This is a genomic window from Methylicorpusculum sp. (assembly GCF_030651835.1).
Classification (GTDB): Bacteria; Pseudomonadota; Gammaproteobacteria; order Methylococcales; family Methylomonadaceae; genus Methylicorpusculum.
This window is the reverse complement of record NZ_JAUSBX010000110.1, coordinates 35,506-61,318: the sequence shown is the minus strand read 5'-3', so window position 1 is coordinate 61,318 and position 25,813 is coordinate 35,506. Positions and strand designations below refer to the sequence as shown.

The 25,813-nt window shown below is 47.2% G+C and carries 23 protein-coding genes, 1 tRNA gene and 1 other RNA gene; 20 read left to right on the top strand and 5 right to left on the bottom strand.

What is annotated here, in order from left to right; genetic code table 11:
* Positions 1-4 precede the first annotated feature (4 nt).
* Complete coding sequence (locus Q7V32_RS14555) at positions 5-721, bottom strand: sulfite exporter TauE/SafE family protein (protein ID WP_304897702.1); 717 nt, start codon at positions 719-721, stop codon at positions 5-7.
* 460 nt (positions 722-1,181) lie between these two features.
* Entirely contained in the window at positions 1,182-1,907 is a 726-nt protein-coding gene (gene pyrF, locus Q7V32_RS14550; protein ID WP_304897701.1) for an orotidine-5'-phosphate decarboxylase, read from the bottom strand.
* Between the two features lie 75 nt (positions 1,908-1,982).
* Between pyrF and Q7V32_RS14545 the strand changes: the two genes are divergently transcribed.
* The 7 genes from Q7V32_RS14545 to Q7V32_RS14515 all read left to right on the top strand — a co-directional run bounded on the left by Q7V32_RS14545 (position 1,983) and on the right by Q7V32_RS14515 (position 8,668).
* Positions 1,983-2,945 (top strand): AEC family transporter, encoded by a 963-nt coding sequence (locus Q7V32_RS14545; protein ID WP_370691467.1) that lies wholly within the window; start codon positions 1,983-1,985, stop codon positions 2,943-2,945.
* A gap of 77 nt (positions 2,946-3,022) precedes the next feature.
* The gene (locus tag Q7V32_RS14540) at positions 3,023-4,240 is read left to right on the top strand and encodes a competence/damage-inducible protein A (protein WP_304897700.1); all 1,218 of its coding nucleotides are present in this window, start codon (positions 3,023-3,025) and stop codon (positions 4,238-4,240) included.
* Between the two features lie 5 nt (positions 4,241-4,245).
* Complete coding sequence (locus Q7V32_RS14535; RefSeq protein WP_304897699.1) at positions 4,246-6,138, top strand: ATP-binding cassette domain-containing protein; 1,893 nt, start codon at positions 4,246-4,248, stop codon at positions 6,136-6,138.
* 77 nt (positions 6,139-6,215) lie between these two features.
* Positions 6,216-6,303, top strand: a tRNA-Ser gene (locus Q7V32_RS14530).
* A gap of 470 nt (positions 6,304-6,773) precedes the next feature.
* A complete protein-coding gene (cmoA, locus tag Q7V32_RS14525; protein WP_304897698.1) occupies positions 6,774-7,505 on the top strand; it encodes a carboxy-S-adenosyl-L-methionine synthase CmoA in 732 nt (243 codons plus the stop codon).
* A gap of 298 nt (positions 7,506-7,803) precedes the next feature.
* The gene (locus Q7V32_RS14520; RefSeq protein WP_304897697.1) at positions 7,804-8,118 is read left to right on the top strand and encodes a heavy metal-binding domain-containing protein; all 315 of its coding nucleotides are present in this window, start codon (positions 7,804-7,806) and stop codon (positions 8,116-8,118) included.
* 76 nt (positions 8,119-8,194) lie between these two features.
* Positions 8,195-8,668 carry a tetratricopeptide repeat protein gene (locus Q7V32_RS14515; RefSeq protein WP_304897696.1) on the top strand — a complete coding sequence of 158 codons (474 nt, stop codon included), beginning with the start codon at positions 8,195-8,197 and terminating at the stop codon, positions 8,666-8,668.
* A 60-nt stretch (positions 8,669-8,728) separates the two neighbouring features.
* Here Q7V32_RS14515 and Q7V32_RS14510 read toward each other — a convergent pair whose 3' ends face one another.
* The 3 genes from Q7V32_RS14510 to Q7V32_RS14500 are packed head-to-tail and all read right to left on the bottom strand — an operon-like array spanning position 8,729 to position 11,594.
* The gene (locus Q7V32_RS14510; RefSeq protein ID WP_304897695.1) at positions 8,729-9,331 is read right to left on the bottom strand and encodes an SIS domain-containing protein; all 603 of its coding nucleotides are present in this window, start codon (positions 9,329-9,331) and stop codon (positions 8,729-8,731) included.
* A gap of 8 nt (positions 9,332-9,339) precedes the next feature.
* Positions 9,340-9,714, bottom strand: a complete 375-nt coding sequence (locus tag Q7V32_RS14505; RefSeq protein ID WP_304897694.1) for a YraN family protein — start codon at positions 9,712-9,714, stop codon at positions 9,340-9,342.
* The gene (locus Q7V32_RS14500; protein WP_304897693.1) at positions 9,711-11,594 is read right to left on the bottom strand and encodes a penicillin-binding protein activator; all 1,884 of its coding nucleotides are present in this window, start codon (positions 11,592-11,594) and stop codon (positions 9,711-9,713) included. The genes Q7V32_RS14505 and Q7V32_RS14500 overlap by 4 nt, the downstream gene beginning before the upstream one ends.
* 31 nt (positions 11,595-11,625) lie before the next feature.
* Between Q7V32_RS14500 and rsmI the strand changes: the two genes are divergently transcribed.
* The 13 genes from rsmI (at position 11,626) to murC (ending at position 25,805) form a co-directional block, all read left to right on the top strand.
* Complete coding sequence (gene rsmI / locus Q7V32_RS14495; RefSeq protein ID WP_304897692.1) at positions 11,626-12,489, top strand: 16S rRNA (cytidine(1402)-2'-O)-methyltransferase; 864 nt, start codon at positions 11,626-11,628, stop codon at positions 12,487-12,489.
* A gap of 283 nt (positions 12,490-12,772) precedes the next feature.
* An RNA gene (gene rnpB / locus Q7V32_RS14490) (RNase P RNA component class A) lies at positions 12,773-13,120 on the top strand.
* Positions 13,121-13,456: 336 nt separating this feature from the next.
* Entirely contained in the window at positions 13,457-13,924 is a 468-nt protein-coding gene (mraZ, locus tag Q7V32_RS14485; RefSeq protein ID WP_304897691.1) for a division/cell wall cluster transcriptional repressor MraZ, read from the top strand.
* A 16-nt stretch (positions 13,925-13,940) separates the two neighbouring features.
* Positions 13,941-14,867, top strand: a complete 927-nt coding sequence (gene rsmH, locus Q7V32_RS14480; RefSeq protein ID WP_304897690.1) for a 16S rRNA (cytosine(1402)-N(4))-methyltransferase RsmH — start codon at positions 13,941-13,943, stop codon at positions 14,865-14,867.
* On the top strand, positions 14,864-15,142 hold the full coding sequence (ftsL, locus tag Q7V32_RS14475; protein ID WP_304897689.1) for a cell division protein FtsL: 279 nt from the start codon (positions 14,864-14,866) through the stop codon (positions 15,140-15,142). Before rsmH ends, ftsL begins: the two co-directional genes overlap by 4 nt.
* A complete protein-coding gene (locus tag Q7V32_RS14470; RefSeq protein ID WP_304897688.1) occupies positions 15,143-16,873 on the top strand; it encodes a penicillin-binding protein 2 in 1,731 nt (576 codons plus the stop codon). It abuts the gene before it with no gap.
* Positions 16,874-18,340 (top strand): UDP-N-acetylmuramoyl-L-alanyl-D-glutamate--2,6-diaminopimelate ligase, encoded by a 1,467-nt coding sequence (locus tag Q7V32_RS14465; protein ID WP_322277441.1) that lies wholly within the window; start codon positions 16,874-16,876, stop codon positions 18,338-18,340. It begins immediately after the preceding gene.
* Positions 18,337-19,686, top strand: a complete 1,350-nt coding sequence (gene murF / locus Q7V32_RS14460; RefSeq protein WP_322277442.1) for a UDP-N-acetylmuramoyl-tripeptide--D-alanyl-D-alanine ligase — start codon at positions 18,337-18,339, stop codon at positions 19,684-19,686. The genes Q7V32_RS14465 and murF overlap by 4 nt, the downstream gene beginning before the upstream one ends.
* Before the next feature lie 15 nt (positions 19,687-19,701).
* On the top strand, positions 19,702-20,784 hold the full coding sequence (gene mraY, locus Q7V32_RS14455; RefSeq protein ID WP_304897687.1) for a phospho-N-acetylmuramoyl-pentapeptide-transferase: 1,083 nt from the start codon (positions 19,702-19,704) through the stop codon (positions 20,782-20,784).
* 2 nt (positions 20,785-20,786) lie between these two features.
* Positions 20,787-22,157, top strand: a complete 1,371-nt coding sequence (gene murD / locus Q7V32_RS14450; protein WP_304897686.1) for a UDP-N-acetylmuramoyl-L-alanine--D-glutamate ligase — start codon at positions 20,787-20,789, stop codon at positions 22,155-22,157.
* Positions 22,154-23,329, top strand: a complete 1,176-nt coding sequence (gene ftsW / locus Q7V32_RS14445; protein ID WP_304897685.1) for a putative lipid II flippase FtsW — start codon at positions 22,154-22,156, stop codon at positions 23,327-23,329. The genes murD and ftsW overlap by 4 nt, the downstream gene beginning before the upstream one ends.
* On the top strand, positions 23,314-24,369 hold the full coding sequence (murG, locus tag Q7V32_RS14440) for an undecaprenyldiphospho-muramoylpentapeptide beta-N-acetylglucosaminyltransferase (RefSeq protein ID WP_304897684.1): 1,056 nt from the start codon (positions 23,314-23,316) through the stop codon (positions 24,367-24,369). The genes ftsW and murG overlap by 16 nt, the downstream gene beginning before the upstream one ends.
* Positions 24,366-25,805 carry a UDP-N-acetylmuramate--L-alanine ligase gene (murC, locus tag Q7V32_RS14435; protein ID WP_304897683.1) on the top strand — a complete coding sequence of 480 codons (1,440 nt, stop codon included), beginning with the start codon at positions 24,366-24,368 and terminating at the stop codon, positions 25,803-25,805. The genes murG and murC overlap by 4 nt, the downstream gene beginning before the upstream one ends.
* Positions 25,806-25,813 lie beyond the last annotated feature (8 nt).

The window sequence follows — 25,813 nt, the reverse complement described above, 5'->3', positions numbered from 1 at the left end:
CTTATTAAATATGTTGTAAACGCATGGGGTTTAGCCACGGAAGGGCTGCAAACAAGGCTAAAATAATCATAAAAAGGCCTACGGCCTGTTTAAAATACCGCATCCTCGATAACCTTGTCAGTATGCCGGTCATTATACCGACACCGATGACGGCAGGTAAAGTCCCTATTCCAAATGACAGCATGGTTAATGCGCTTCGGGTGATGTCACCCGTAGTTGCAGCCAGAGCCAATGCGGCATAAATTAATCCACAAGGCAGCCAGCCCCAGACCATTCCAAACAGAAAAGCCTGTAGCCGGGTTTTGACAGGAATCAGTTTTCGTCCGTAGGGTTCTATCAATTTCCAGAAACGTGAGCCTGCTTTTTCAATGTAGGCAAAGCGGGGAAACCAGCCTGCAATGTAAAAGCCTGCGCCGATCATGATGACTGCGGACAGCATCTGAAACAGGCGGTAAGCAATCGCTTCACCAAACGGCAGCATCAGTAAAAATTGAACTGCGCCAGCCAAGCCACCTGCTACCGTATAGCTAAAAATACGGCCCAGATTATAGTTTAAAACATACGGAAGAAGCCGGGTTTTGTTATTGCGAATTTCCGGTTTCAGGCTGAGTGTCAATGTGCCGATTATGGAGCCGCACATGCCGATACAATGCATGCTGCTCAATAGCCCCATCAAAAATGAGACAAGATAGGAAGAAGTAAAGGATATGTGAAATTCCATAGGTCCAAAACATTAACACAGAAAAAAATATAAACAATAGTTCGGTGCGGTAAATTAATTAAAACAGGTTATTTAACATAAAAAAGATCAGTTAAATAACATTGCTTAATTAAATTAAGCCGTTTTGATCGGGCGGATACAGTTTCTCGGCGAGGACAACATGATAAGAGCGAGAAGTATAGACGATAAATGAGTCGGCATGCCGGCGCGGCAGTTTACGGCAGCAACTCCCAATTTGACAACAAAGAAGGGGTAAGGTGAGTTTGGCGAGGATGTCGATAGCAGGATCGCTATCGTCAAGCCCCCATGGATAGGTTCACGGCTTACCTCGCCCCTAATTAACGCTAAAAAGCTTAAACTGGGAATTACTGATATTACGTGGACATCACCAACTTTAAGTAAATAAAAGCCTGGATTCGGCTGGCGCTTTATCCAGGCTATATGCTTAAAGCGGATTCTGTTATCCGAACTGCGCCGCTATTTGCTGCTGAATTTTTTCGGCCATCGCTTGCCTGTTATCTGCATCCCGAATGGGTCGGCCTACCACGATGTAATCGGCGCCATTTCTAAATGCCTGCTCCACACTCACGACTCTTTTTTGATCATCTTCCTCACGATTGTCCACCGGTCTGATGCCGGGTGTGATGATCAATAAACGATCATCCAGCTCCTGTCTTAACATTGGGGCCTCAAGTCCGGAGGAGACAATGCCGTCGCAGCCTATTTGTAAAGCGCGTTTTGCTCGGGATAAAACCAGCTCCCTGACATCGCATTGAAATCCCAAATCATCTAAATCGCCGCGATCCAGACTGGTTAAAGCGGTTACCGCGAGGACTTTGAGTGTGCCTTTTTCTTTGGCGGCAGCTTCCATGATGGCATCATTGCCGTGAATAGTCGCCAAATCAACGCCTTTTTGGCTAAGGGCGCGAATGGCCCGGCCTACCGTAGCCGGTACATCAAAAAACTTTAAATCGACAAAGACCTTTTTATTGCGCTGTTTAAGCCATTCGATAAAGCCGAAATAGTCGCCAGCCATAAATAATTCCATGCCGACCTTATAAAAAATGACAGCATCGCCCAGTTCTTCAACCAAAGCTTGCGCTTCGGGTATGCTGGGTACGTCCAGCGCCATGATCAGGCGCTCACGGGTAGGAATGGGTTTCTTGGAGATGAAAGAATCAGTCATGTCTATTGGTTCAGGTCTAAGGGTTAAGTCTAAATATGCAGCAGGCTATATTACCGGAACTTGTTTTGAGCGTGAATGTTAAAATACGCCGTTTGGTTGAGCACTCCGCCTGATATGATATCTACCTTGCTTCAAATGGCTTTGCTGATAGCCTGCGGCGCGGCTTGGCGCCTGTTTCGACCGGGCGGTTTGACTGCAGAACAAGCGCGTCCGGTTCTGACAACGGTCGTTTATTATTTGTTTTTACCGGCCATGGTGCTTGATGTCTTATGGCAGGCCGACATCGGCAGGCAGTCTTTGCAGTACAGTTTGCTTGGGGTGGCGGCTATTGCCTTTGCCATGGTCTGTATTGTGTTGACCGGGCGCCTTTTAAAGTTCGAACGGCACCGGCTGGGTGCAATGATTCTCGCGACGGCCTTTCCAAACGTCACCTATCTGGGCTTGCCGGTGCTTGAACAAACTTACGGTTATTGGGCCCGCTCGGTCGCTATTCAGATGGATTTATTTGCGACTGCACCTTTTCTGTTTACGATTGGTATCATGGTCGTTAAACGCTTCGGCGATTCGGAAACCGGTGAGTCAAAAGCTGTGTTATCGTATCTCAATACGCCTCCGTTTTGGGCTGCATTTCTGGCGGTAGCCTTGAATCTGAATCAGATCGCCATGCCCGACTGGCTTGATGGCGTTTTGCAGAAATTGTCGGCGGGCGTGGTGCCGATTATGTTATTTTCATTGGGATTAGCGTTAAGCTGGAAAGATGTCACCGTTCGCAATTTACCCTATGTACTGCCGGTGATTGTTATAAAAATGGCAATCATGCCGTTATTTGCACTTTGGCTTGCCGGTTTTTTGAGCCTGGAAGGCGATCATAAAGCGGCCGCCATTCTTGAAACAGCCATGCCGAGTATGGTCTTGGGTATTGTTTTCTGCGATCGTTACCGGCTGGACAGCGGCTTATATGCCATGGCTGTCACATTGACGACTACCTTGAGTTTAATAACCTTACCGTTTTGGCATCAAATTTTGTCAGTTTCGTAAGATTCAATCAAAACGTTAAAAATAGGCGCATTATCGGCCTCCACACTTATGACATTCACTTCAAGCACAGCCATAACATGAATCCGAAACTAGAGCTATTTTCCCAGGGAGAAGAAGTTGTCACCGGTCAAACGGTGGATACCAACGCCGCCTGGCTTGCCCAAGCCTGCGTTAATTTAGGCTTTATGATAACTCGCCAAACGGCCGTCGGCGATAAATTGGAAGATTTGGTTACGCTTTTGAACGAAATAGCCGAACGTTCGGATTGTTGTATTTGTACCGGGGGATTAGGCCCTACCAGCGACGATTTAACGGCCCAAGCCGTAGCTCAGGCTTTTTCACTGCCTTTGGAATTTGACCCGGTGGCTTTCGAACAAATCGAGCGGTTTTTTTTAAAACGAAAACGCGCCATGCCCGAAGTCAACCGTAAACAGGCGTATTTACCAAAAGGTGCTCAGCGGATTGATAATGAATGGGGAACGGCCCCCGGTTTTACAATGCGATACAACGATTGCTGGTTCGTATTTTTACCCGGCGTGCCTAGTGAAATGCGTCAATTGTTTGACAGTTTTGTCAGGGATCATCTTGGCAAGCAGTTCTCGTTGAAACCCAAGCAGCTGGTTTCGCTTAAAACAGTGGGTATCGGGGAATCCGACATTCAAACCGCGGTTGCATCGATTAAAATACCGGAGACCGTGCAATTGGGTTTTCGTGCCGGTGTCGATCATGTGGAAACCAAATTATTATTCCCCCATGACTATGATCAGGTTCTCATGACTGAACTGATAGATGCCTTCGCCGCAAATATTGGCGACTTTGTGTTTAGCATTGACAGGCCGGGTCATGCCTCTGGTGACTTGGTCAATGTTGTTGATCGATTGATGCAGGTGCAGAAGCAAAAGGCAGTCTTTATAGAAACCCTGAGCCAGGGTTTGCTGTCGGCTAAATGTGTCGATTGTGATTGGCTAATCGAAGGCGCCTATTACTCCGATATTCAGCAGCTAGCCGAAGATTTTGATCTGGCGTTAAACGACAAGGATCTGCTTGCTGTAGCTATCGCGGAAAAAATCAAACACCAGAAAAAGGTCGATCTGGTGCTGGTTCAGCTTCATCTAAGCGACCGGAACACGATACGCGATAAAAATATCGCCGTTGAAATCAGTACGGCTTTGTTAACACCTCATGGAATGCTGCAGGTCAAGCACATGATCAGCGGCCCGGCTCAGCGCAAACAAAATCAGTCAGCCGTGTTGGCCCTGGATACTTTAAGACGTTACTTACAACTTCATCAATAATTACTATGCCCTTATTACGCTTAACCAATGTTTCAATCGCTTTTGGTACTCACTTATTACTGGATAACGCTGACTTTCAACTGGATCCCGGCGAACGTGTAGGTCTATTAGGAAGAAATGGCGAGGGCAAATCCACGTTGATGAAAATTATTGCCGGCAATATTGCTGCTGATCACGGCGATATTTGGAAGCAACCTGAGCTTAAATTGGCATGGCTGGAACAAGCCCCGGATTTACCCGATGAGGCAACTATCTATGATGCAGTAGCCAGTGGTTTGGGCGAATTGGGTCAATGGCTAACCCGTTATCACACCTTGTCTTTGACGATGGGTAGCGCAGATGACAAAGCGTTGCAGGAATTAGGCGATTTACAACACAAATTCGAAGCCAAAAACGGCTGGCATTTCCAACAACGCGTGGAAAGTACGCTCAGCCGGTTAAACTTACCCCCGGACTTGCCGGTAAACAGTTTGTCGGGTGGCTGGAAACGTCGGGTGGCGCTGGCTAAAGCCTTAGTTATAGAGCCGGAAGTCTTATTGCTGGATGAGCCTACCAACCATCTCGACCTGGAAAGCATCACCTGGCTTGAAGATCAGATGCTTAGTTTTCAGGGGGCGGTGCTGTTCGTAACCCATGATCGCGCATTCCTGCAGAAACTGGCGACTCGCATTGTCGATTTGGACCGGGGGCAACTGGTTTCCTGGCAGGGCACTTATGATGATTACCTGTTCCGGAAAGCAGCCGCACTGGAAGACGAAGCGAATCAAAATGCCGAGTTCGATAAAAAACTGGCGCTGGAGGAAGCCTGGATAAGGCAAGGCGTAAAAGCCCGCCGCACCCGGAATGAAGGCCGGGTAAGAGCGCTTAAAAAGTTGCGGGATGAACGGTCACAGCGCCGGAACCTGCAAGGCACAACAAAACTGACGATGGAAAAAGGTGATGCCTCCGGTAAAAAAGTAATTGAAGCGATCAATCTTTGCAAAAGTTATGACGACAATCCGGTGGTCAAAGATTTTTCAACACTGATTCAGCGTGGCGACAAAATCGGATTAATCGGTCCGAACGGGGCAGGAAAATCAACGCTGTTAAAGCTGTTGCTCCAGCAAATCGAGCCTGACAGTGGTTCCGTAGAGCAGGGCACTCGGCTGCAAGTGGCTTATTTCGATCAATTGCGTGAACAGCTGGATCCTGAAATGACGGTCGTAGACTCGATTGCCGACGGCAACGACTATGTCGAGATAGCCGGAAACAAGCGTCATGTCATGTCCTATCTTGGCGACTTTCTGTTTGCTCCTGCCAGAGCGCGTTCTCCGGTTAAAAGTTTGTCGGGAGGCGAAAAAAACCGCCTGTTGCTGGCGCGCTTATTCACCAAAGCCGCTAACCTGATCATCATGGATGAGCCTACCAATGATCTGGATCTGGAAACGCTTGAATTGCTGGAGGAGAAACTGGTCGATTACGAAGGCACGCTACTGCTGGTCAGTCATGACCGAGCGTTTCTGGATAATGTCGTGACCAGTGTGCTGGTCTTTGAAGGCCAAGGCCTGATCAACGAATTTGTCGGTGGTTACAGCGATTGGCTGGCTTACTGCGCGCAGCAACAAAAAGAGCAATCAGTCAAGAAAATCGAAACTACCGAGAAAAAAACCAAACCGGAAGCGGCAAAAAAGAAAAAACTGAGTTACAAAGATCAAAAAGAACTCGAAGCGTTGCCGGAAACCATTAGTCGGTTGGAAAGAGAACAAGCCAATCTGTCTCTGAAAATCAGCGCTGCCGATTTTTATAAAAATGACAAGGCTCTCGTAGCCAAGACTTTAGATGACCTAAAGAGCATTGAAGTCCAGCTGGAACAAGCCTATTCTCGCTGGGATGAGCTGGAAAGCATGACGGTTGAGTAAAAAAATCCGTCAGGGGCATTGCATACATTGCAAATCTCCTTTATTCTTGCGCGTTCCCATCTGATGGGCATGCTAGTGGAGAGGTGGCCGAGCGGTCGAAGGCGCACGCCTGGAAAGTGTGTATACGGCAACGTATCAAGGGTTCGAATCCCTTTCTCTCCGCCACCTAAGCAATCATAAAGATTCAAAGAATACTAAAAAACCCGCAAGTTATCTGGCTTAGCGGGTTTTTTATTGTCCGTTAGATATCGTCAAAATACAGTGATATTCGTGCATTGGCGGCGGTAAGAGCGGATGCAACCTCTCTTTTTTATAGCAGATCCGGCCTAAAGCTTTTTACTTGATCTGTATCGAATTGCTATGGCATAAAATGAAATATGAGTTGCGGTCCTTCAAGGCATATCAGTCGTATATGTCGGGGAAAGTCATCGATGAAATCTGCAGAGAGAAGTAGGCTTTATGTCGGTGTAATTAATATCCTTGTCAGTAAATGACTGTCTTTTGAATTAAGGATGTGTTCATAGGGCCGTCAACAGGGTAAAAAAGCGACCTTGCACTGGGAGTAAATGTAATAATCATATTGATATTTAATTACCCACTTCAATTTGTTTAGCGCCTTAAATACTTATTTTTTTATGTCGGATAAAGATCGTGTTTTTAAAGAAGAAATTAAAGTAGCCAGTGACTTTAAGTTCGGTTCTACAGTGGCAAACGTTTTTGATGATATGGTCAATCGATCGGTGCCTTTATACGGGGAAATACAGCGAATGATGGCCGAGTTAGCCGCTGATTATGCCAAATCGGGTACGGATGTGTATGATTTGGGTTGCGCCACCGGCACCACCTTAATCGGCATGAATACCAGCGTATCCCAAGATATACGGTTTATAGGTATTGATGATTCGGTCGAGATGCTCGATAAATGCCGAATCAAGCTCAAGGATGCCGGTTTTTCCCGGCCATTTGATTTGCGTCTGGCTGATTTGAATCGGGATGTTGAGATTTCCAATGCTTCGGTTGTCGTTTTATGTCTGACACTGCAATTTGTTCGCCCCATTTCACGAGAAAAGCTGTTGAAAAGTATATTCGATGGCTTGGAAAGTGGCGGTGTGTTAATTCTGGTTGAAAAAATACTGGCAGAAGATAGTGTGTTTAATCGCGAGTTTATTAAACAGTACTATAACTACAAGCGCCGGAATAACTACAGCGAAATGGAAATCTCGCAAAAACGAGAAGCCCTGGAAAACATTCTTGTACCTTACAAGCTCAGCGAAAATATAACCTTACTACAGAATATAGGCTTTGAGCATAGCGAAGTGTTTTTTAAGTGGTATAACTTTTCCGGGCTCATCGCGAGAAAACAATGATTCAAATCGGTAATTTCTTTTCTAACTATTGCTTCTGGGTGTTTGTTTCGTTTTATATGGTATTATTTTTCCAGAGCCAGTCATCTTAATCGATTTGAATTCGTCGCTGAGTTATCCTCGTTTTTCTGTTTTTTTAATCTATAGTGATGGTCAAGCAACCTTTTCGCAGGAAAAGATTGCGGTAAAGTTTGCTATAAATAGCAAACGCGTCGTTTAAATATCCCGAATTAACTGGATTTGATGGGGCGGCGGAATGTTCTTTTGATAGAGTTTTTATTCAATAAGCGGAAAAATAACGATGATATTTACGACAACTCCGGATGTGCCGGGACGAGAAGTTAAAGAGAGTTTGGGCGTGGTAGTGGGCAATGTGGTGCAATCCAAGCATGTCGGACGTGATTTGATGGCGGCTTTAAAAGGCTTGGTGGGCGGAGAAATTAGAGGCTACACCGATATGTTGGCCGAGGCCAGGGATATTGCCATTGAAAGAATGGTAACCGAAGCAAAAAGTCGTGGCGCCGATGCCATCGTCAATATTCGCTTTACGACTAGCAATATCATGGCTAATGCGTCCGAAATTTTGGCTTACGGGACTGCAGTAAAGCTTAAATAAAGAAATTTCTGGATGATTGAGTCAATATGTCCACGGCCAATAAAAAATTATTCAAATAAGGCAGGAAGGTGGCGAAATGATAAAAATTATAAATTTGATGGTATGCGTTTTTGTCTTGTCATGCATAACCTTGGCCCATGCCGAAGAGGCCGTACCAAAGATTCCCATAAAGGAATCGGCCGAACAAGGCAATGCGCTTGCTCAGGCTCAATTAGGAGCTTTGTTTTTACTGGGTAGAGACGGTTATGAAGTCAATGTTCAGGAGGCGGCAGTCTGGATGCTTAAAGCGGCCGAGCAAGGTTTACTGGAAGCTGAAGTTATTGTGGCGGCAATGTACGACAGGGGTTTGGGCATGCCGCAAGATGTCAAAAAAGCCACGCAATGGTATGAGAAAGCGGCGGCTAAAGGTCATGGTGCATCGTTGGCTATTCTTGGCAAAAATGAAGCCGCCAAGGGCAGCGTGGCTTTCAATTATCAAGCGGTGCGCTTAAAGGCTGCCACTCAAATTCCAAACGAGTATGCAAAAAAGATATTATTGAAAACGAAATAAGGGTATCGGTTTTTATACAGGACAGATTTCGTTTCGAGGTCCGTCCTGTAGCCTCGATGATTACCTTGAAGGGCTGATTTCCCCAAACAGCTGTTGATCGACTAGGTCCAGCAAGCAATGCGTAATCAATAAATGCGTTTCTTGAATCCGGTGTCTTATATTTGAAGGCACGCGTATTTCTACATCGGTCTCATTGAGAATAGGTGCCAGCATGCCGCCTTCCTGGCCGGTTAAGGCAATGACTGAAATTTCTTTGTCATGAGCCGCGCTGACCGCTTTGACCATATTGGCCGAATTGCCGCTGGCGGTGTACAGTAAAAGAATATCGCCGCCTTGCCCTAGGGCTCTGATTTGTTTGGCATAAACATCATCAAATAAATGGTCGTTTGCAATTGACGTGATCGTTGCGGTATCGGTTGTTAGAGCAAAAGCGGGCAAAGATGGACGTTCACGGTCAAAACGGTTTAGCATTTTAACGGCGAACTGCGTGGCATTGAGAGCGGAGCCACCGTTTCCGCACGTTAGAATTTTATTGTCATTCAGTAACGTGGCGACCAATCTTAAAGAGGCAAACTCAATGATTTCGCTTAAGTTGAGCAGTGCTTCCTGTTGGGTCAGGGTGTTTTGAGTGAAATGTTGTTCGATACGATCTTGTAAACTCATGAAATCCACTATGTTTGAAAGGCGTTTTTTATCCAATTCACAGGATTGTCTCCTGTCATTGCGACAACATCAAAACGAATGGACGCTCCCGTTTTGTGCTGGGTTAAATAATATTGGGTGGCGGCAATAATCTTTGCTTGTTTCTGTCGGGTAACACTGGCTTCCGCGCCGCCATAACGGTTGTTTTTGCGATATCTGACTTCGACTATCACCAGCGTTTTACCGTCAAGCATGACAAGATCCAGTTCCCCGCTCTGGCAGCGGAAGTTTCTATCAATCAGTTTGAGTCCCTGGCTTATAAGGAATTGACAAGCTTGCTCTTCAGTCGCAGAGCCTTTGGCTAAATGAGGCGGTTTGTCTCTGTTGGGTATAAGCGCCATCATTCTATAGACATGTTTTCCGATGTGGATGGCAAACTATCAGTCTGAAGCCGGCTGCTGTTAACAATGCCTGTTGCAAGCGGCAGGCCTTGATTAAATTGGGCGCAGACAAGATTACGCTTGATACGGTTGCCTTCTGTCAGTGTCAGATTACCGCTGGCGCCTTTAAATGGCTCGTTTGCAAGGCGATCCAGTTGAGAGGTCAAATGGTAAGCATCTATACCCATTGCGATCAGGCGCAAGTAAATGGGCGGGAAGCTTTCCCGGACATTTTCCAATGCGGAAAAGCTGAGCGGTCCAGGGTAGGCGTCTTCGAACAGCCACGGCGTATCACAAAAAACGATATTTTCCAGATCGATATCGCTGGATGGATTGGGTAGACCGGTATAGACCTGCGGTGTTGCGTAAACCGGTAAATGAGCTGCCTGCAGGTATTTGAGTTGCGGATTGATCGAGCGGGCAGCCGTCTCATAGGCGTTAAGCAAGACTAATTCGGCATCGCGTCGAACGCGGGGTGTGAATGTGATGTCCGGAATGAGTTGCTGTAGCTTTTCGAAGCGATAAGTGCTCTCATCCAGATTAAGTAATTTTTTGATAGGTTCCGAAAAATCAGTTTGTTTAGGGTCGTAGCTTTGCGTCTCCAAAAGAGCGGTGTCGCCGGTTTCCCAAAGTTGTTGAAAAAAACCCTGGATGCGAGCGCCTTGTTCCGTTTCAGGGATCAATAGCAACGCTTTTTTGTGACCGTCTGACCAGGCTTTGGCGCTGACTTGCTCGGTATCATCGAAGGGGTTGAGGCCGAATTGATACAGGTTTTCTCTGGCTATTTCCGGAACATTATTTAATGCCAGGACAGGAATTTCCAGGTTTGCAGCGCCGGCGAGTTCGATAATGTCCGGCTTGCTTAAAGGGCCAATCACCAATTGGGCGCCTTCGGCTTTTGCCTGATTGTACAGTGCGGCTGCGGATGATTGTTCACTGTCATAAAAACGCAGCTCTGGTTTAGATGTGCTGTTATCCTGGTGATACGCCGCCATCACGCCTTCCCGGACGGCTTTGCCTGCCATTGCATAAGTGCCGGAACCGGGCAAAATGATGGCAATAATGCCAGGCAGGTTTTGCAGGCCGGCCAGAATTTGAGGCAGCAAATCATTGGCGGGATGGCCGGGAAACGCTTTTTGCCATTGCACGAAGTCGTTTTGAAGTTGAACGCGATTTTGAGAATCCTGGCGGACCAGTCTAGCCAGCGACAACCAGCCCGTCAAGTAACCTGAACTGCGTGCTTGGGTTTCTTGGAGCGTGTTTAAAGGCACTAGATTTAGCGCTTCCAGTATTGCCGAATTATTTTTGGCTTGTTGATCGGGAGGAAGCAAGGGGCCTAGTGCTATGCGCGACGTTGCGCTCTTGATCAGGTCGCCGGTCAATGAGTAAGCAAAGGCATTGGATTGATAGAACTTGATCAAATCGTTGTTTGGCAGCAGTTCGGGACGAATTTGTTCCAGACGGGCAACGGCTTGTTCGGCCTCGCCAAAGCTCAGATCAATCTGGGCTTGATAGAGATTGAGCAAACTTTGTTGTTGGGCTGATAATTGACTGGCATTGATAGCCTGAGCGTAAGTTTTTGCGGTATTGATGTCGCCTGACAAAATCATTGATTCAATCGCTAAAAGGCGAAATTGATCTTGCAAATCCGTTTCGTTATCAGCCAGATGTTGATAGACTCGAGCCGCTTTTTTGGGTTGGCCTTGCTGCATATAAGTTTTGGCTGCTTTAGCGTCTTGCTCATAGCTTGAATGCTCAATTCCTGTTGTGCCGCAAGCCGACAGCAAAATGACGCCCGACAAGAGTAAATTAGAATGATAGAGCCGTCTCATGGTGGTTGTCATACCCTCACAGCAGGAAATCAGGTGAAAATGAATGAATGATCAAGCGGGCAGATTATACGTTGTTGCAACGCCAATAGGTAATTTGGCTGATTTTAGTTTTCGTGCAATTGAGGTTTTAAAGACAGTTGATTTGATTGCGGCTGAAGATACCCGGCATGTTTTGCATTTATTACAGCATTACAATATCAATAACAAATTGATGTCATTGCATCAGCATAACGAAGATAGGGTTTCGGGTGATCTTTTGAAACAATTGCAACAGGGATTGTCGATTGCTTTGGTCTCGGATGCCGGCACCCCTTTGCTGAGTGATCCCGGCATGCCTTTGGTGCGGCTGGCTAAAAATGCAGGAATTGATGTGGTGCCCATTCCCGGTGCGTGTGCATTAATTGCCGCGTTATCGGTATCAGGTTTGCCGGTATCCCGGTTTATCTTTGAAGGATTTTTACCTAGAACGTCTTCGGCAAGAGTGGCATTTTTTACCGAGCGTTTAAATTGCTCGGCAACCTGGGCATTTTATGAGTCAAGTCATCGCATATTGGCTTCTTTGCAGGATATGGCCAAGGTTTTTCCTCTGGATCATCAGATTGTCATCGCCAGAGAAATGACCAAAATGCACGAAACGATTGTCAAATCGAGCTTGGAGGTAATGCTGGAAAAAGTCGCGCAGGACGAGAACATGCGAAAAGGCGAGTTTGTAGTCATTGTCGACGGATTTGTACCTCAAAAAGGTCATGACGAAATAAATGATGAGCAATTTAAGGTGCTGAAAATTCTGTTGCAGGAATGTTCCATCAAGACGGCCGCTTCGTTGGCGGCTGAAATCACAGGTGTTCGCAAAAAAGTCCTTTATCAGCTGGCCTTGAGTTTGGCTGGTCAAGCCGAGAGCGATTAACCGGCGGTTTAATCAGCAATTCTCAGTTTGATCTTTTCGGCGTCATTTTGGGCAGGGAAAAGCCTTTTGAGGAGCGCCATAAAACCTTCCATGGGGGCTTTACAGCAGCATCTGACCGCCAAGGACGGTGGAAATGCAGATTTTGTCCGGAATAAAAATCTGCCCTGCTGCCGACATTCTCAAAAAGCTTCCCCAGCCCTTTTTTCTCTTCAAATTGAGAATTGCTGCGCTTTAATGATTTTTCTGGTCAACCCTGGGTAATCACGTATAATCGGCACGATCAAGAGTTGGCTGAGCAGTCGCTGTCTCACTTTTTTGTGGGATGGAGGAAAGTCCGGGCTCCATAGGGCGGAGTGCCAGGTAACGCCTGGGAGGCGTGAGCCTACGGAAAGTGCCGCAGAAAATATACCGCCGAATGAAAATTCGGTAAGGGTGAAATGGTGCGGTAAGAGCGCACCGCGCAACTGGCAACAGGTGTGGCAGGGTAAACCCCACTCGGAGCAAGATCAAATAGGGGAACATACGCGTGGCCCGCGCGGTTCCCGGGTAGATTGCTTGAGCTGCAGGGTGACTTGCAGCCTAGATGAATGGCTGTTCCAGACAGAACCCGGCTTACAGGCCGACTCTTGATACTCTTCAAATACTTCTCTGTATCTCCATTTCGCCAATGCATTTTTGGCTCGTTTTTACTTCCTTTTTGTTATACCCAGCATCTGTCATTTCAGGTTTGATGATCCAAATTTTTTTCCTTTAAGTCGATACTTCAATTTCTATTATTAACCTCATGATATTAAGCGGAATTTATCAGGGCTGGCTTTGCTCTGTTTTTTCAGCCTCTAAGTCATTGTAGAAAAAGAAAGAATTTAAAATTAATTCACCCTTGACTAAGGCCTTAATGAAATCTATAGTGGATTAAAATTGTTGTGTTGTGGTGAAAAAGGGATTTTTTTGGGAGAGTCCGAAAGGCATGTTAAGAGGTATCAGTTCAATCAATCTCGATCCAAAAGGACGTATTGCGATTCCTACTCGTTATAGAGAGGAATTGCAGGAATGCTGTGATCGTCAGTTGATTGTTACTGTGGCAGTAAATGATCGTTGTGTGGGTGAGCCCGGGTGTTTATGGCTGTATCCATTGCCTGAATGGGAAAAGCTCGAACAAACGATTGTCAAACTACCCACCTTGAACAAAATGGCCGGTATGCTGCGCCGATTTGTGATTGGTAATGCCACTGAATGTGAAATGGACGGCCAAGGGAGAATGTTGATTCCCGAGAAATTAAGAGAATTTGCTCAAATGGACAAAAAAATTATGCTGGTTGGGCAACTCAATAAATTTGAGATTTGGAGTGAGCTTGCCTGGACCGCAAAAGAACACGAATGGATGGACGGTGGCGATACGGAAGGGCTTGAGGAGTTAGGAACATTATCGTTTTAATCACTGGGAAGACTTTGTGCAGCACCGACCGGTTTTATTTGTAGAGGTACTGCAGGCTTTAGCCATAAAAGAACAAGGCACCTACATCGACTGCACTTTCGGGCGAGGGGGGCATAGTCAGGGCATATTGACCGGACTTGGCAAGCAGGGGCGTTTGCTCGCGCTGGATAGAGATAAGGCGGCCGTTGAATCGGCAGTTGCCCAGGAGCTGCAGCAAGATGCCCGTTTTACTTTGGTGCACAACCGTTTTTCGGCATTGGCATCAATTGCCGGTCAACATGATTTACTGGGTTGTGTCGACGGGATTTTAATGGATCTGGGTGTTTCGTCGCCGCAGCTCGATACGCCCGAACGTGGTTTCAGCTTTATGAACGACGGACCTTTGGATATGAGAATGGATACTCATAATGGCGAAACTGCTGCGCAGTGGCTATCACACATTGATGAGCAGGGTTTGTCTAAAGTCTTGTTTGAATACGGTGAAGAGCGTTTTGCCAGACGAATTGCCCGAACTATTGTTGCATCCAGAATGAAACAGCCAATTTTAACGACCCGTCAGCTGGTCGAGTTGGTCGAAGACGCCGTGCCCGTGAGAGAAAAGCACAAACATCCGGCTACGCGCACTTTTCAGGCGATTCGTCTGGAAATTAATCAGGAATTGAATGAGCTTAAGACGGCGCTGGATCAAGCGGTTGAGGTACTAAAGCCAGGAGGTCGATTGGTTGTCATATCGTTTCATTCATTAGAAGACCGTATTGTCAAGCGTTTTATAAGGGCTGAGTCGGGCGGTAAATATGATCCGGGTCGGCTACCGATAAAAGAGTCCGAGATAACAAAAGGACTGCTAAAAAAGATGGGCAAGGCTATTAAAGCCGGTGACGAGGAAGTGTCTGAAAATCCCAGATCCAGAAGTGCCGTTATGCGGGTGGCTGAAAAAATATGAATGTGGTCAAGATTAAGGTCTTGTTGATGATGGGTCTTGTGGTTGGGCTTTTAGGTTCGGCTTTGGCTGTTATCTACAGTAAGTACCAATCGCGGTTGTTGTTCATTGATATTCAAAAGCAAGAGCGGGAACTCGATCGCTATGAAGTCGAATGGGGGCAGTTGCAACTTGAGTTAACGACTTTAGCGGAAGAAAACAGAGTTGAACAAATTGCGCGCGAGAAGCTAAGGCTGGTTTTGCCGCAACGGGAAGCGATTATTTACATTAAGCCCTAGATGCGCAGTTTTAATACACAGAAACAAACAAGGAAGCCGGTCAACGATTTTGCAGTAAGACGTAAAGTGTTGCTGGCTTTTATGTTGGCGGGAATGGCATTGCTGGTTGGCCGCGCCTTTGACTTGCAGGTGTTGAATAAACAGTTTTTAAAGCAGCAAGGTGATATGCGGCATGTCAGCGAAGTGGCGGTTTCTGCCTATCGGGGCATGATTCTGGATAGAAATGACGAGCCTTTGGCTATCAGTTCCCCAGTTGAATCCGCATGGGTCAACCCTATGGAACTGGTTGAAGTTGCTCCCTCGGACATTAAGCAAGTAGAGCAACTGCTGGGTTTGTCGGAAGGTAAAATTGCCAAGTTGATAATACCCGGATCAAAGCGGCAATTTGTTTATGTCAAAAGACGTATAAATCCGGATCAGGCAGACCGGGTAAAAAAATTAAATATTAAAGGCGTTTATTTCGATCGTGAATTTAAGCGCTATTACCCTGCCGGTCCTATCTCTGCTCAACTGGTTGGGTTTACCAATATAGATGATATCGGGCAAGAAGGCATTGAACTGGCCTATGAAAACCTTTTGAAAGGCGTAACAGGCCGAAAACGAGTGATCAGGGATGGCAAGCGGCAAATTATTGCTGATATTGAGGCCATTAAAGCACCCGTTGATGGACAGAATATAAAGCTAAGCATTGACGAGCGCATTCAGTACATCGCTTATCGGGAATTACAGGCAGGTGTGATCGAACATCAGGCAAATGCCGGTGCGTTGGTGCTTTTAGATGCAAAAACAGGCGAGGTGTTGGCTAATGTCAATTACCCTTCCTTCAATCCGAATATGCCTACCGGTACACCTAAAGGCGCATTTCGAAACAGGGGTCTGACCGATTTATTTGAGCCCGGATCAACTGTCAAGCCATTCGTAATTGCGGCGGCATTACAGGGTGGTTTTATCAAGGAAAGTATAAAAATTGAAACGGACGGTGCTTATCGAGTTGGCCGTAATGTTGTTAAGGATATTCACAATTACGGCACCATGGATTTAACACAGGTGTTAAAAAAATCCAGCAATGTTGCGACCAGTAAAGTGGCATTGACCATGCCGCCTAAATATTTTTGGGGGTTTTATCACCGGCTGGGTTTTGGTGTCTCAGCGGACCTGGGTTTTCCAGGTGAAGCCAAAGGCAGATTATTGGATTACCAACGTTGGAATAACTTTGCACAAGCGACCTTGTCGTTCGGTTATGGCGTCAATACCTCGGTTTTACAACTGGCGCGAGCATACACAGCATTGGCTGATGATGGTGTTTTACATTCAGTTAGCTTGCTGAAAAGAGATGAAGATACGGACGCAAAGCGCGTTTTCTCATCCAAAACAGCCAAACAGATACGCAGCATGCTTGAGCATGTGGTCATGCAGGATGGCACAGCCTATCTTGCAAGAGTCGATGGATACAGGGTCGCGGGTAAAACCGGTACGGTGAGAAAAGCCGGTGCCGGCGGTTATAAGGAAAAGAAATATTTATCGGTATTTGTCGGTATGGCACCTGCCAGTAATCCCCGCCTGGTCATGGCGGTTATGGTGGATGAGCCTAAAGCAGGGAAATATTATGGAGGATTGGTGTCCGGGCCGGTTTTTTCAAAGGTAATGGCTGGTGCGTTGCGGGTAATGGGCGTAGCTCAGGACCAGCTAGAAACCATGCCTTTATTGCTTTCTAATAAAACGGTTCAGTAAATGATGATGCTAAGCAGTTTATTGGACGGCTTTGCTTCGGTGAAGCATGATGTTTCCATTCAGGGTTTGACGTTAAACAGCCGTGAAGTTAACCCCGGCGATGCCTTTATTGCGTTGTCTGGGGCCAGACAACATGGTTTATTGTTTGCTGATGAAGCCATAAAAAGAGGTGCGGTAGCGATCATTTTTGATCCGGCTTACTGTGAAGATGTGAAGTTTAATCAGGATCAGGCGGTTATTTTCGTTGCCGTTGAGCAGTTAAATGCACGCTTGGGTAATATTGCCGGACGCTATTACGATGAACCCTCTGCAGCTATGAATCTGATTGGCATAACCGGAACCAACGGCAAAACTTCTTGCAGTCAGTTTCTGGGTCAAGCGCTGGATGACTGTGGCATTATCGGGACCTTAGGCTGGGGCAGTTGGGGTGCACTTAAAACGACTCAGAATACCACGCCTGATGCGCTGGCGATTCAGGCCATGCTGGCCGGATTTAAACAGGAAGGAAAAAAGTCGGTCGCAATGGAAGTGTCGTCTCATGGATTGGAGCAAGGCCGTGTCAATGGCATCACTTTTAAAGGCGTCGTCTATACGAATATCAGCCGTGATCACCTGGATTATCACGGCTCAATGGAAAACTATGTTGCGGCTAAATTAAGGCTATTGGCCAAACCGGGTGTGCAGTTTGCGGTTATCAATTTAGACGACAGCTACAGCACTTCGATACTTGATGCTGTGCCTCCCAAAGCTGCCGTATGGGGTACAAGCTTACAGGGTAAGCAGTTAGAAAATGGCGAAACGGTTTTTGCCAAAGAAATTAAACAGGGACTGGACGGAATGCAGTTTGATGTGTGCTGGCGTGATCATTGTCGGCGGGTCAGCGTTGAATTGTACGGCGATTTTAATGTTGAAAATCTGCTTCAGGTATGTGGCGTATTGCTGGCGATGGGCTTCTCCTTTGATGAGTCTGTCCGCCGGATTTCAAACATAAAGCCGGTTGCCGGGCGTATGACACGGTATGGCTCTGAATCGACGCCATGGATTTTTGTTGATTATGCGCACACGCCGGATGCGCTGGATAAAGTGTTAAACGGATTGAAAAAACATTGCCCCAATAGATTATGGGTAGTAATGGGTTGTGGTGGTGACAGAGATGCGGGTAAGCGTCCTCTGATGGGGCAAATCGCTGAAAAATGGGCGGACCGAATTGTTTTAACCGATGACAATCCACGCAGCGAAAATTCGCTGCAGATCATTGATGAAATCAGACAGGGATGCACTAGCAATAAGATTCGTGTGATTCAAGACAGAGAGCAGGCTATAAAAACCGTGGTTAGAGAAGCTGAACATCAAGATTGTATTTTGATTGCCGGTAAGGGTCATGAGTCCTATCAGGAAATCAACGGCGTAAAAAACCCTTTCAGCGATGCCGAAGTGGTTATCAGAGCCTTACAGGATATTCGATGATGCGGGTGTTGCTGAGCCAAATTGCACAATGGGTTGACGCCGAGCTGGCCGGCGAAGATAGTGAAGTTGAACACGTCAGTATCAACACACGGACCCTGCATCCCGGCGATCTTTATATAGCCATCAAGGGCAGCCATTTTGATGGTAATGATTTTGTGGATCAGGCCGAACAGGCGGGGGCTTGCGCAGTTATTGTAAGTAAGCCGGTTGAAACCCGTTTACCGGCCCTTAAAGTTGAGGATACCCGGCTGGCTTTGGCACAAATAGCAGGGCATTGGCGAAACCGTATGCCGGCCCGGATTGTTGGCATTACCGGCAGTAATGGCAAAACGACCGCAAAAGAAATGACGGCGGCAGTGCTGGGGAATGACGACTCGGTGCTGTTTACAGCCGGTAACCTGAACAATGACATTGGTGTGCCGTTGACCTTGCTGCGGTTGGAAGAAAAACATCGGTTCGGCGTGATCGAAATGGGCGCAAACCATGTTGGAGAAATAGCTTACACCAGCCGTTTTGTGCAGCCCGATGTGACGATTATTACCAATGCCGGACCTGCTCACTTAGAGGGATTTGGCAGCATTGAAGGCGTTTCCAGGGGCAAAGGCGAAATTATCGGAGCTTTAAAGGAGACAGGAACGGCCGTACTCAATCACGATGATGTTTATTTTGATTACTGGCACAGTCTGGCCGGTAAGCGAAAAGTCATTTCGTTCGGAATGAATCCTGGCGCAGATGTTACCTCAGATGGATTCAAGACTGAAATTACCGAAAATCGTTTTTGTACGGCGTTTACCCTTCGATATAAAAACGCTTTTATCGAGATCCGGCTTAATCTGGCCGGTCGTCATAACGTACTTAATGCCTTGGCAGCCAGTGCGGCAGGTTTGGCGCTGGGTCTGGATTTGGACCAAATAAAGCGAGGTTTGGAGTCCGTTCAGCCGGTCAATGGCCGTTTGTGTCCTCTTGCCGGTCAGCTGGGTAATATCGTCATCGACGATACCTATAATGCCAACTTTGCTTCATTAAATGCGGCGCTGGCGGTTCTGATGGACTGTGATGGTGAGCCTTGGGTTGCTCTGGGTGCTTTTGGTGAATTAGGTCCGGAAAGCTCATTGATTCATCACGACATGGGCAAACAAATGAAAGCGCTGGGTGTTAAAAAACTGTTCGCGACAGGAGACGATGCACGCCAAAGCGTTGAAGCTTTTGGAGAAGGCGCGGTTTATTTCGAAACCCAGCAAGCATTGATCGATGCCTTGAAATCCGAGCAGCAAGGACGGGAAGCTATATTAGTAAAAGGCTCGAGGTCTCAACGCATGGAAAATGTTGTCAATGCCATTGTTTAATACACAGGAATAAGAATGCTACTTTATTTGACTGATTATTTAATGACGCTCGATAGTGCATTCAGGGTATTTCAGTATCTGACTCTGAGAGCTATTTTAGGGGCATTAACGGCGCTGATTATCTCTTTTGTCGTTGGTCCGGTCATGATCAGAAAGCTGACCCGCAGGAAAATCGGCCAGAGCGTTCGTTCAGACGGGCCTAAAAGTCATTTTGATAAAGCCGGGACGCCGACTATGGGCGGTGCGTTAATAATCGTTGCGGTTTCAGTCAGCACGCTGTTGTGGAGCAATCTGAATAATCGGTATGTATGGGTGGTTTTGCTGGTTACCTTGGGTTACGGAATTATCGGTTTTATTGACGACTACCGGAAAGTAATGCTGGGAAACAGCGATGGCCTGTCTGCGAGAGCCAAGTATTTCTGGCAATCGGTTATCGGTCTGGCTGTTGCGGTATTTCTTTACATGACTGCTACGGTTCCTGCTGAAACCCAGTTCATCGTGCCGTTTTTCAAAGACGTCATGCTCAATATGGGCTTGTTCTATATCGTCATGGTCTATTTTGTCATCGTCGGTACCAGTAACGCGGTTAATTTGACGGACGGCCTGGATGGTTTGGCGATCATGCCTACGGTTATGGTGGCGGCAGGTTTGGGTATCTTTGCTTATTTATCGGGGCATGCCGAATTTTCCAAGTATCTTGCCATCCCCTTTTTGCCCAATAGCGGAGAACTCATCGTATTTTGTGCAGCCTTGGTTGGCGCCGGATTAGGATTCCTCTGGTTTAACGCGTATCCGGCAATGGTCTTTATGGGTGATGTCGGCGCCTTGGCATTAGGTGGCGCATTAGGTGTTTTGGCGGTTCTGGTCAGGCAGGAAATTGTTCTGGTCATCATGGGTGGTATTTTTGTTATGGAAACACTGTCAGTCATGATTCAGGTTGCATCATTCAAAATGACCGGAAAACGAGTCTTTAGAATGGCTCCCATTCATCATCATTTTGAATTGAAAGGCTGGCCTGAACCTCGCGTCATCGTCAGATTCTGGATTATTACCTTTATATTGGTCTTAGTCGGTTTATCGACATTGAAACTGAGATAACTATGGGCGTTCCGGATTTCAAGCAAGCACTTGCGACACACTTAGGGTTGGATCCCTATGCCTCTAAAGTTTTAGTAGTGGGCTTGGGTGACACTGGATTTTCGGTTGCCCGTTTTCTGAATGAACAGCAAATTCGCTTCGCAGTGGTTGACAGCAGGGATAGGCCGCCTTTATTGGCAAAACTGGCGGATGAGATTCCCGATGCGCCGATTTTTACCGGAGGGTTTGATGAAGCGGCTTTCAAGGTGGCATCGCATTTAATCATAAGCCCCGGTGTATCGTTAAAAGAATATCCGATTGTCAAAGCAATAGCCAGAGGCGCAAAAGTCTTCAGTGATATAGACCTGCTGGTGAGCTGCATTGATGCTCCCGTTGTTGGAATTACCGGTTCGAATGGAAAAAGTACGGTGACCACCATGGTCGGTGCCATGGCCAAAGAAGCGGGCAGACAGGTCGCCATAGGCGGCAATCTGGGAACGCCGGCGCTGGATTTGTTAGAGGCGGATTGTGATCTCTACGTATTGGAATTGTCGAGTTTCCAGCTGGAAAGAACGTCTTTACTTAATGCCGCTGCTGCTACTGTTTTGAACGTGACGGCGGATCACCTGGATCGTCATGACGGCATGGCGGACTATGCTGCTGAAAAACAGAAAATATTCAACGGTGACGGTGTGATGGTCATCAATAGGGATGACCCTTGGGTTGAAGCAATGACCAACCCTGAGCGGAAAGTCAAAACATTTTCGATTAAAACACAGGCCGATTATTGCCTGCAAAGTGACGGTTCAGTTGACTATCTGGTCAGCAATAATCAACGCTTAATGGCGTTATCCGAGTTGCCTTTAGAGGGATTGCATAATGCATCAAATGCATTGGCCGCTTTAGCGCTGGGTGATGCAATAGGGCTTGATCAGCAGGCTATGTGTAATGCCTTGCGAAAATTTAAAGGCCTGGATCATCGCATGCAACGGGTTGCACAGATTAAAGGTATTACTTGGGTCAATGATTCCAAGGCAACAAATATCGGGGCTTGCTTAGCCGCACTGCAAGGTTACAAGAATAAGGTCATCCTTATCGCTGGTGGAGACGCCAAAGGTGCAGATATGAATGAACTGGTGCCGGTGCTCAGGGAAAAAGCCAAAGCGGTGATCTTGATGGGCAAAGATGGCCCGCTGATTGAAAAAGCCATCAACGGGAGTGTGCCCGTTTATTCAGTTAAAAACATTGCTGAGGCTGTTAATGTGGCTTCCGGTCTGGCGGATAAAGGCGAAACGGTCTTGTTATCTCCGGCCTGTGCCAGTCTGGACCAATTTAAAAGTTATAAAGAGCGTGGCGAGAAGTTCGCTACGGCCGTTTTCGGGTTACAACAATGACTCCCTCAGATTCCAATAAACCAGCAAAAGAGTTTTATCTGGATTATCAGGTCATAGGCATTAGCTCTGCCTTATTGATCATCGGTTACATCATGGTGTCGTCGGCATCATTTCATTTGGGTGAAAAAATGCAAAGCAGCAACTGGCACTACCCGATGATGCAGATGATCCATATCGCTCTCGGATTAGTGTTTGCTGTCGCCATGTATTGTGTGCCGTTGAGCTTTTGGGAGCGCTACGGGCAATGGTTGTTTTTGGGCGGATTGGCTTTGCTGCTGCTGGTATTTGTTCCCGGTTTAGGCGTGAAAGTAAATGGCAGTACCCGTTGGATTTCGCTGGGAGGATTTCGAATTCAGGTCTCGGAAGTCGTCAAACTGATTTCAGTGATCTATATGGCGAGTTATGTGACGCGATATCAGGATACGTTAAGAAATTCGACTTTTGGCGCTTTTAAGCCTTTGGCATTGTTTGTAGTCGCCAGTGTTTTATTATTGTTGGAGCCCGACTTTGGGTCTGCGGTAGTAATCGTGTCGATGGCGATGGTGATCATGTATTTGAGTGGCGCGAGATTAGGCCAATTTGCGGCACTACTGCTGATCTTCGGTTCAGCCGCAGCAGCCTTGGTGATTATTTCCCCGTATCGATGGAAGCGTATCGTTTCCTATCTCGATCCCTGGGCCGATCCGGAAAATACCGGATTTCAGCTGGTGCAGGCCTTGATATCGTTTGGCCGGGGAGAGTGGTTAGGCGTCGGATTAGGGAATAGTTTGCAGAAACTCTTTTATCTACCTGAGGCGCATACCGATTTTCTGTTTTCAGTGTTAGCCGAGGAATTGGGTTTGCTGGGTATTACGCTGGTAATTCTGTTATTTGCTTTATTGGTATGGCGTGCGTTCAAAATCGGTGTGACGGCTGAAAACGCAGGTCTGGCATTCCACGCCTACGTTGCCTATGGCATAGGATTTTGGTTTGGATTTCAAGCGTTTATCAATATGGGCGTGAATATGGGCATATTGCCGACCAAGGGGATTACTTTGCCGTTAATGAGCTATGGCGGCGGCAGTATGATTGTGATGTGTAGTGCAATTGCCTTGCTGTTGAGAGTCAGTTCGGATGCCCATGTATTAAAAGCCGCTTTACCAAAAGGGAATCCGTTATGGGCAAGCGCATAGTGATTATGGCTGGAGGAACAGGCGGACATGTTTTCCCGGCTCTTGCTGTTGCTCATTATTTGCAGGAGCAGGATTGGCAAGTCAGCTGGATGGGAACTTTAAACGGTCTGGAAAGCAAGGTGGTTCCTGCTAACGGGATTGAAATTGACTGGTTGCCTGTGGCTGGGTTCAGAGGCAAGGGCTTGGCCGCAAAATTTAAAGCGGTGGGATTGTTAATCAGGGCTTGTTTCGCAGCCGGAAAAATTCTGCGTCAGCGTAAACCCGATGTGGTGCTGGGTATGGGCGGCTTTGTTGCCGGGCCGGGAGGGCTGATGGCTAAGCTGCAGGGCATACCGTTAATCATTCATGAGCAAAATCGCGTGCCGGGGACAACCAACCGATTGCTTGCTAAATTGGCAAATCAAGTGCTGGAAGCTTTTCCTGGTAGCTTTAAAAAGAACGTCAATGCCAAATGGGTGGGAAATCCATTGCGCAAAGAATTATTGTCTACCACCCAAACGATGGCCGCCAAATCAGCCGGGAGGGTGCACATTTTGATCTTAGGCGGCAGCCAAGGTGCCAAGGTGCTGAATGAAATTATGCCTGACACGGCTTTAAGGCTTGAATCGGTAAAGATCAAACATCAGACGGGTGAATCCATGCTCGCAGAGGTGACTCAACGGTATCAGGACTTAGGTATTGACGCACAAGTGACTGCGTTTATTCAAAACATGGCTGAAGCTTACCAATGGGCGGATTTGGTTGTCTGCCGCTCAGGCGCTATGACGGTCAGCGAAGTTGCAGCGATGGCGCTTCCTGCTGTTTACATTCCGTTTCCTTATGCAATTGATGATCATCAAACCGCCAATGCGAAGTATGCCGTCGATGCCGGAGGCGGATTGTTATTGATGCAGCAAGATTTAAATACTGAGAATCTGGCCGACCGGATCAATCATATTATTGGCCATCTCGACGAGATGGGACCTGCTGCACTGACTTGTGCAAAGCTGGATGCGACCCGGTGTGTGGCTGATAGTTGTATCGCGGAGGCCCGGCCATGAATTTTCCGAAAGTAAAAATGCCGACTAAAGCGTTAGGTAATGTTGACCGGATACACTTTGTCGGGATTGGCGGCACAGGCATGAGCGGCATTGCCGAAGTGCTTTCCAATCTGGGTTACCAGGTGTCAGGTTCAGATATTAAAACCAGTGCGGTAACCGAAAGACTGATTAAACAAGGTGTGGCTGTCCATATCGGGCATAAACGCGAGCATGTTGCAGGCGCTGATGTTGTTGTCGTTTCTTCTGCTATTGACCGCAGCAATGATGAGGTTGATGAGGCATATTTAAACAGAATTCCTGTGATTCCTCGTGCAGAAATGCTGGCTGAATTGATGCGGTTTCGTTTCGGCATAGCCGTAGCCGGGACGCATGGCAAAACAACGACGACCAGCCTGGTTGCGAGCATTTTGGCAGAAGCCGGGATGGATCCAACCTTTGTGATCGGTGGACGGCTTAATAGCGCAGGCACCAATGCCAAGTTAGGCCAAGGTCATTATTTGGTTGCTGAAGCCGATGAAAGCGACGCTTCATTTTTGTATTTGCAGCCGATGATGGCGGTCGTGACGAATATCGATCAAGACCATATGGCCACCTATCACGGCAGCTACGACAAGCTTAAAGCGACGTTTATCGAGTTTTTGCATCATTTGCCTTTTTACGGACTGGCCGTTTTGTGTCTGGACGATGAGGGGGTCAGGGCGATTTTGCCGAAACTGTCCAAACCGGTAAAAACCTATGGCGTTCATGAACAGGCCGATGTTCGGGCGATAGAAATTCATCAATGCGGAATGAACACTTCTTTTACTGTATTGCGCTCAGGTAACCATGAGCCGCTCAGGGTGCATTTGAATATGCCCGGATGGCATAACATGTTGAATGCATTAGCGGCAATTGCCATAGCAACCAGTCTGGGTGTGGATGACGACGCCATCGTAAGAAGTCTGGGCGCGTTTCATGGCATAGGTCGACGGTTTCAAATCAATGGAGATATTCCATTTGAGGGCGGTCGGTTAACCTTGGTGGACGATTATGGCCATCATCCCCGTGAAATTGCCGCAACGCTAGAGGCGTTGCGGCAGGCTTGGCCAAAACGCAGGGAAGTCATTATTTTTCAGCCGCACCGGTATTCCCGGACCCGTGATTTGTTTGAAGATTTCGTCCAGGTCTTATCTTCGGTGGATGTTCTGATTTTGCTGGATATCTATCCGGCAGGTGAAGCTCCTATCACCGGAGCAGACGGGCGATCATTAAGTCGAGCCATTCGCGTCAGGGGGCAAGTGGACCCGGTATTTGTAGAGGATTGGCGGGAACTGCCCAAACTGTTGGCGGGTATAGTCAGGAAGGATGATGTGATTTTGACCTTGGGTGCGGGAAATGTCGGACAAATCGCTACTGATTTGCCGGCTTTGTTGACTGAAGCGCTGGTCAAGCGATAGGCAGAGAG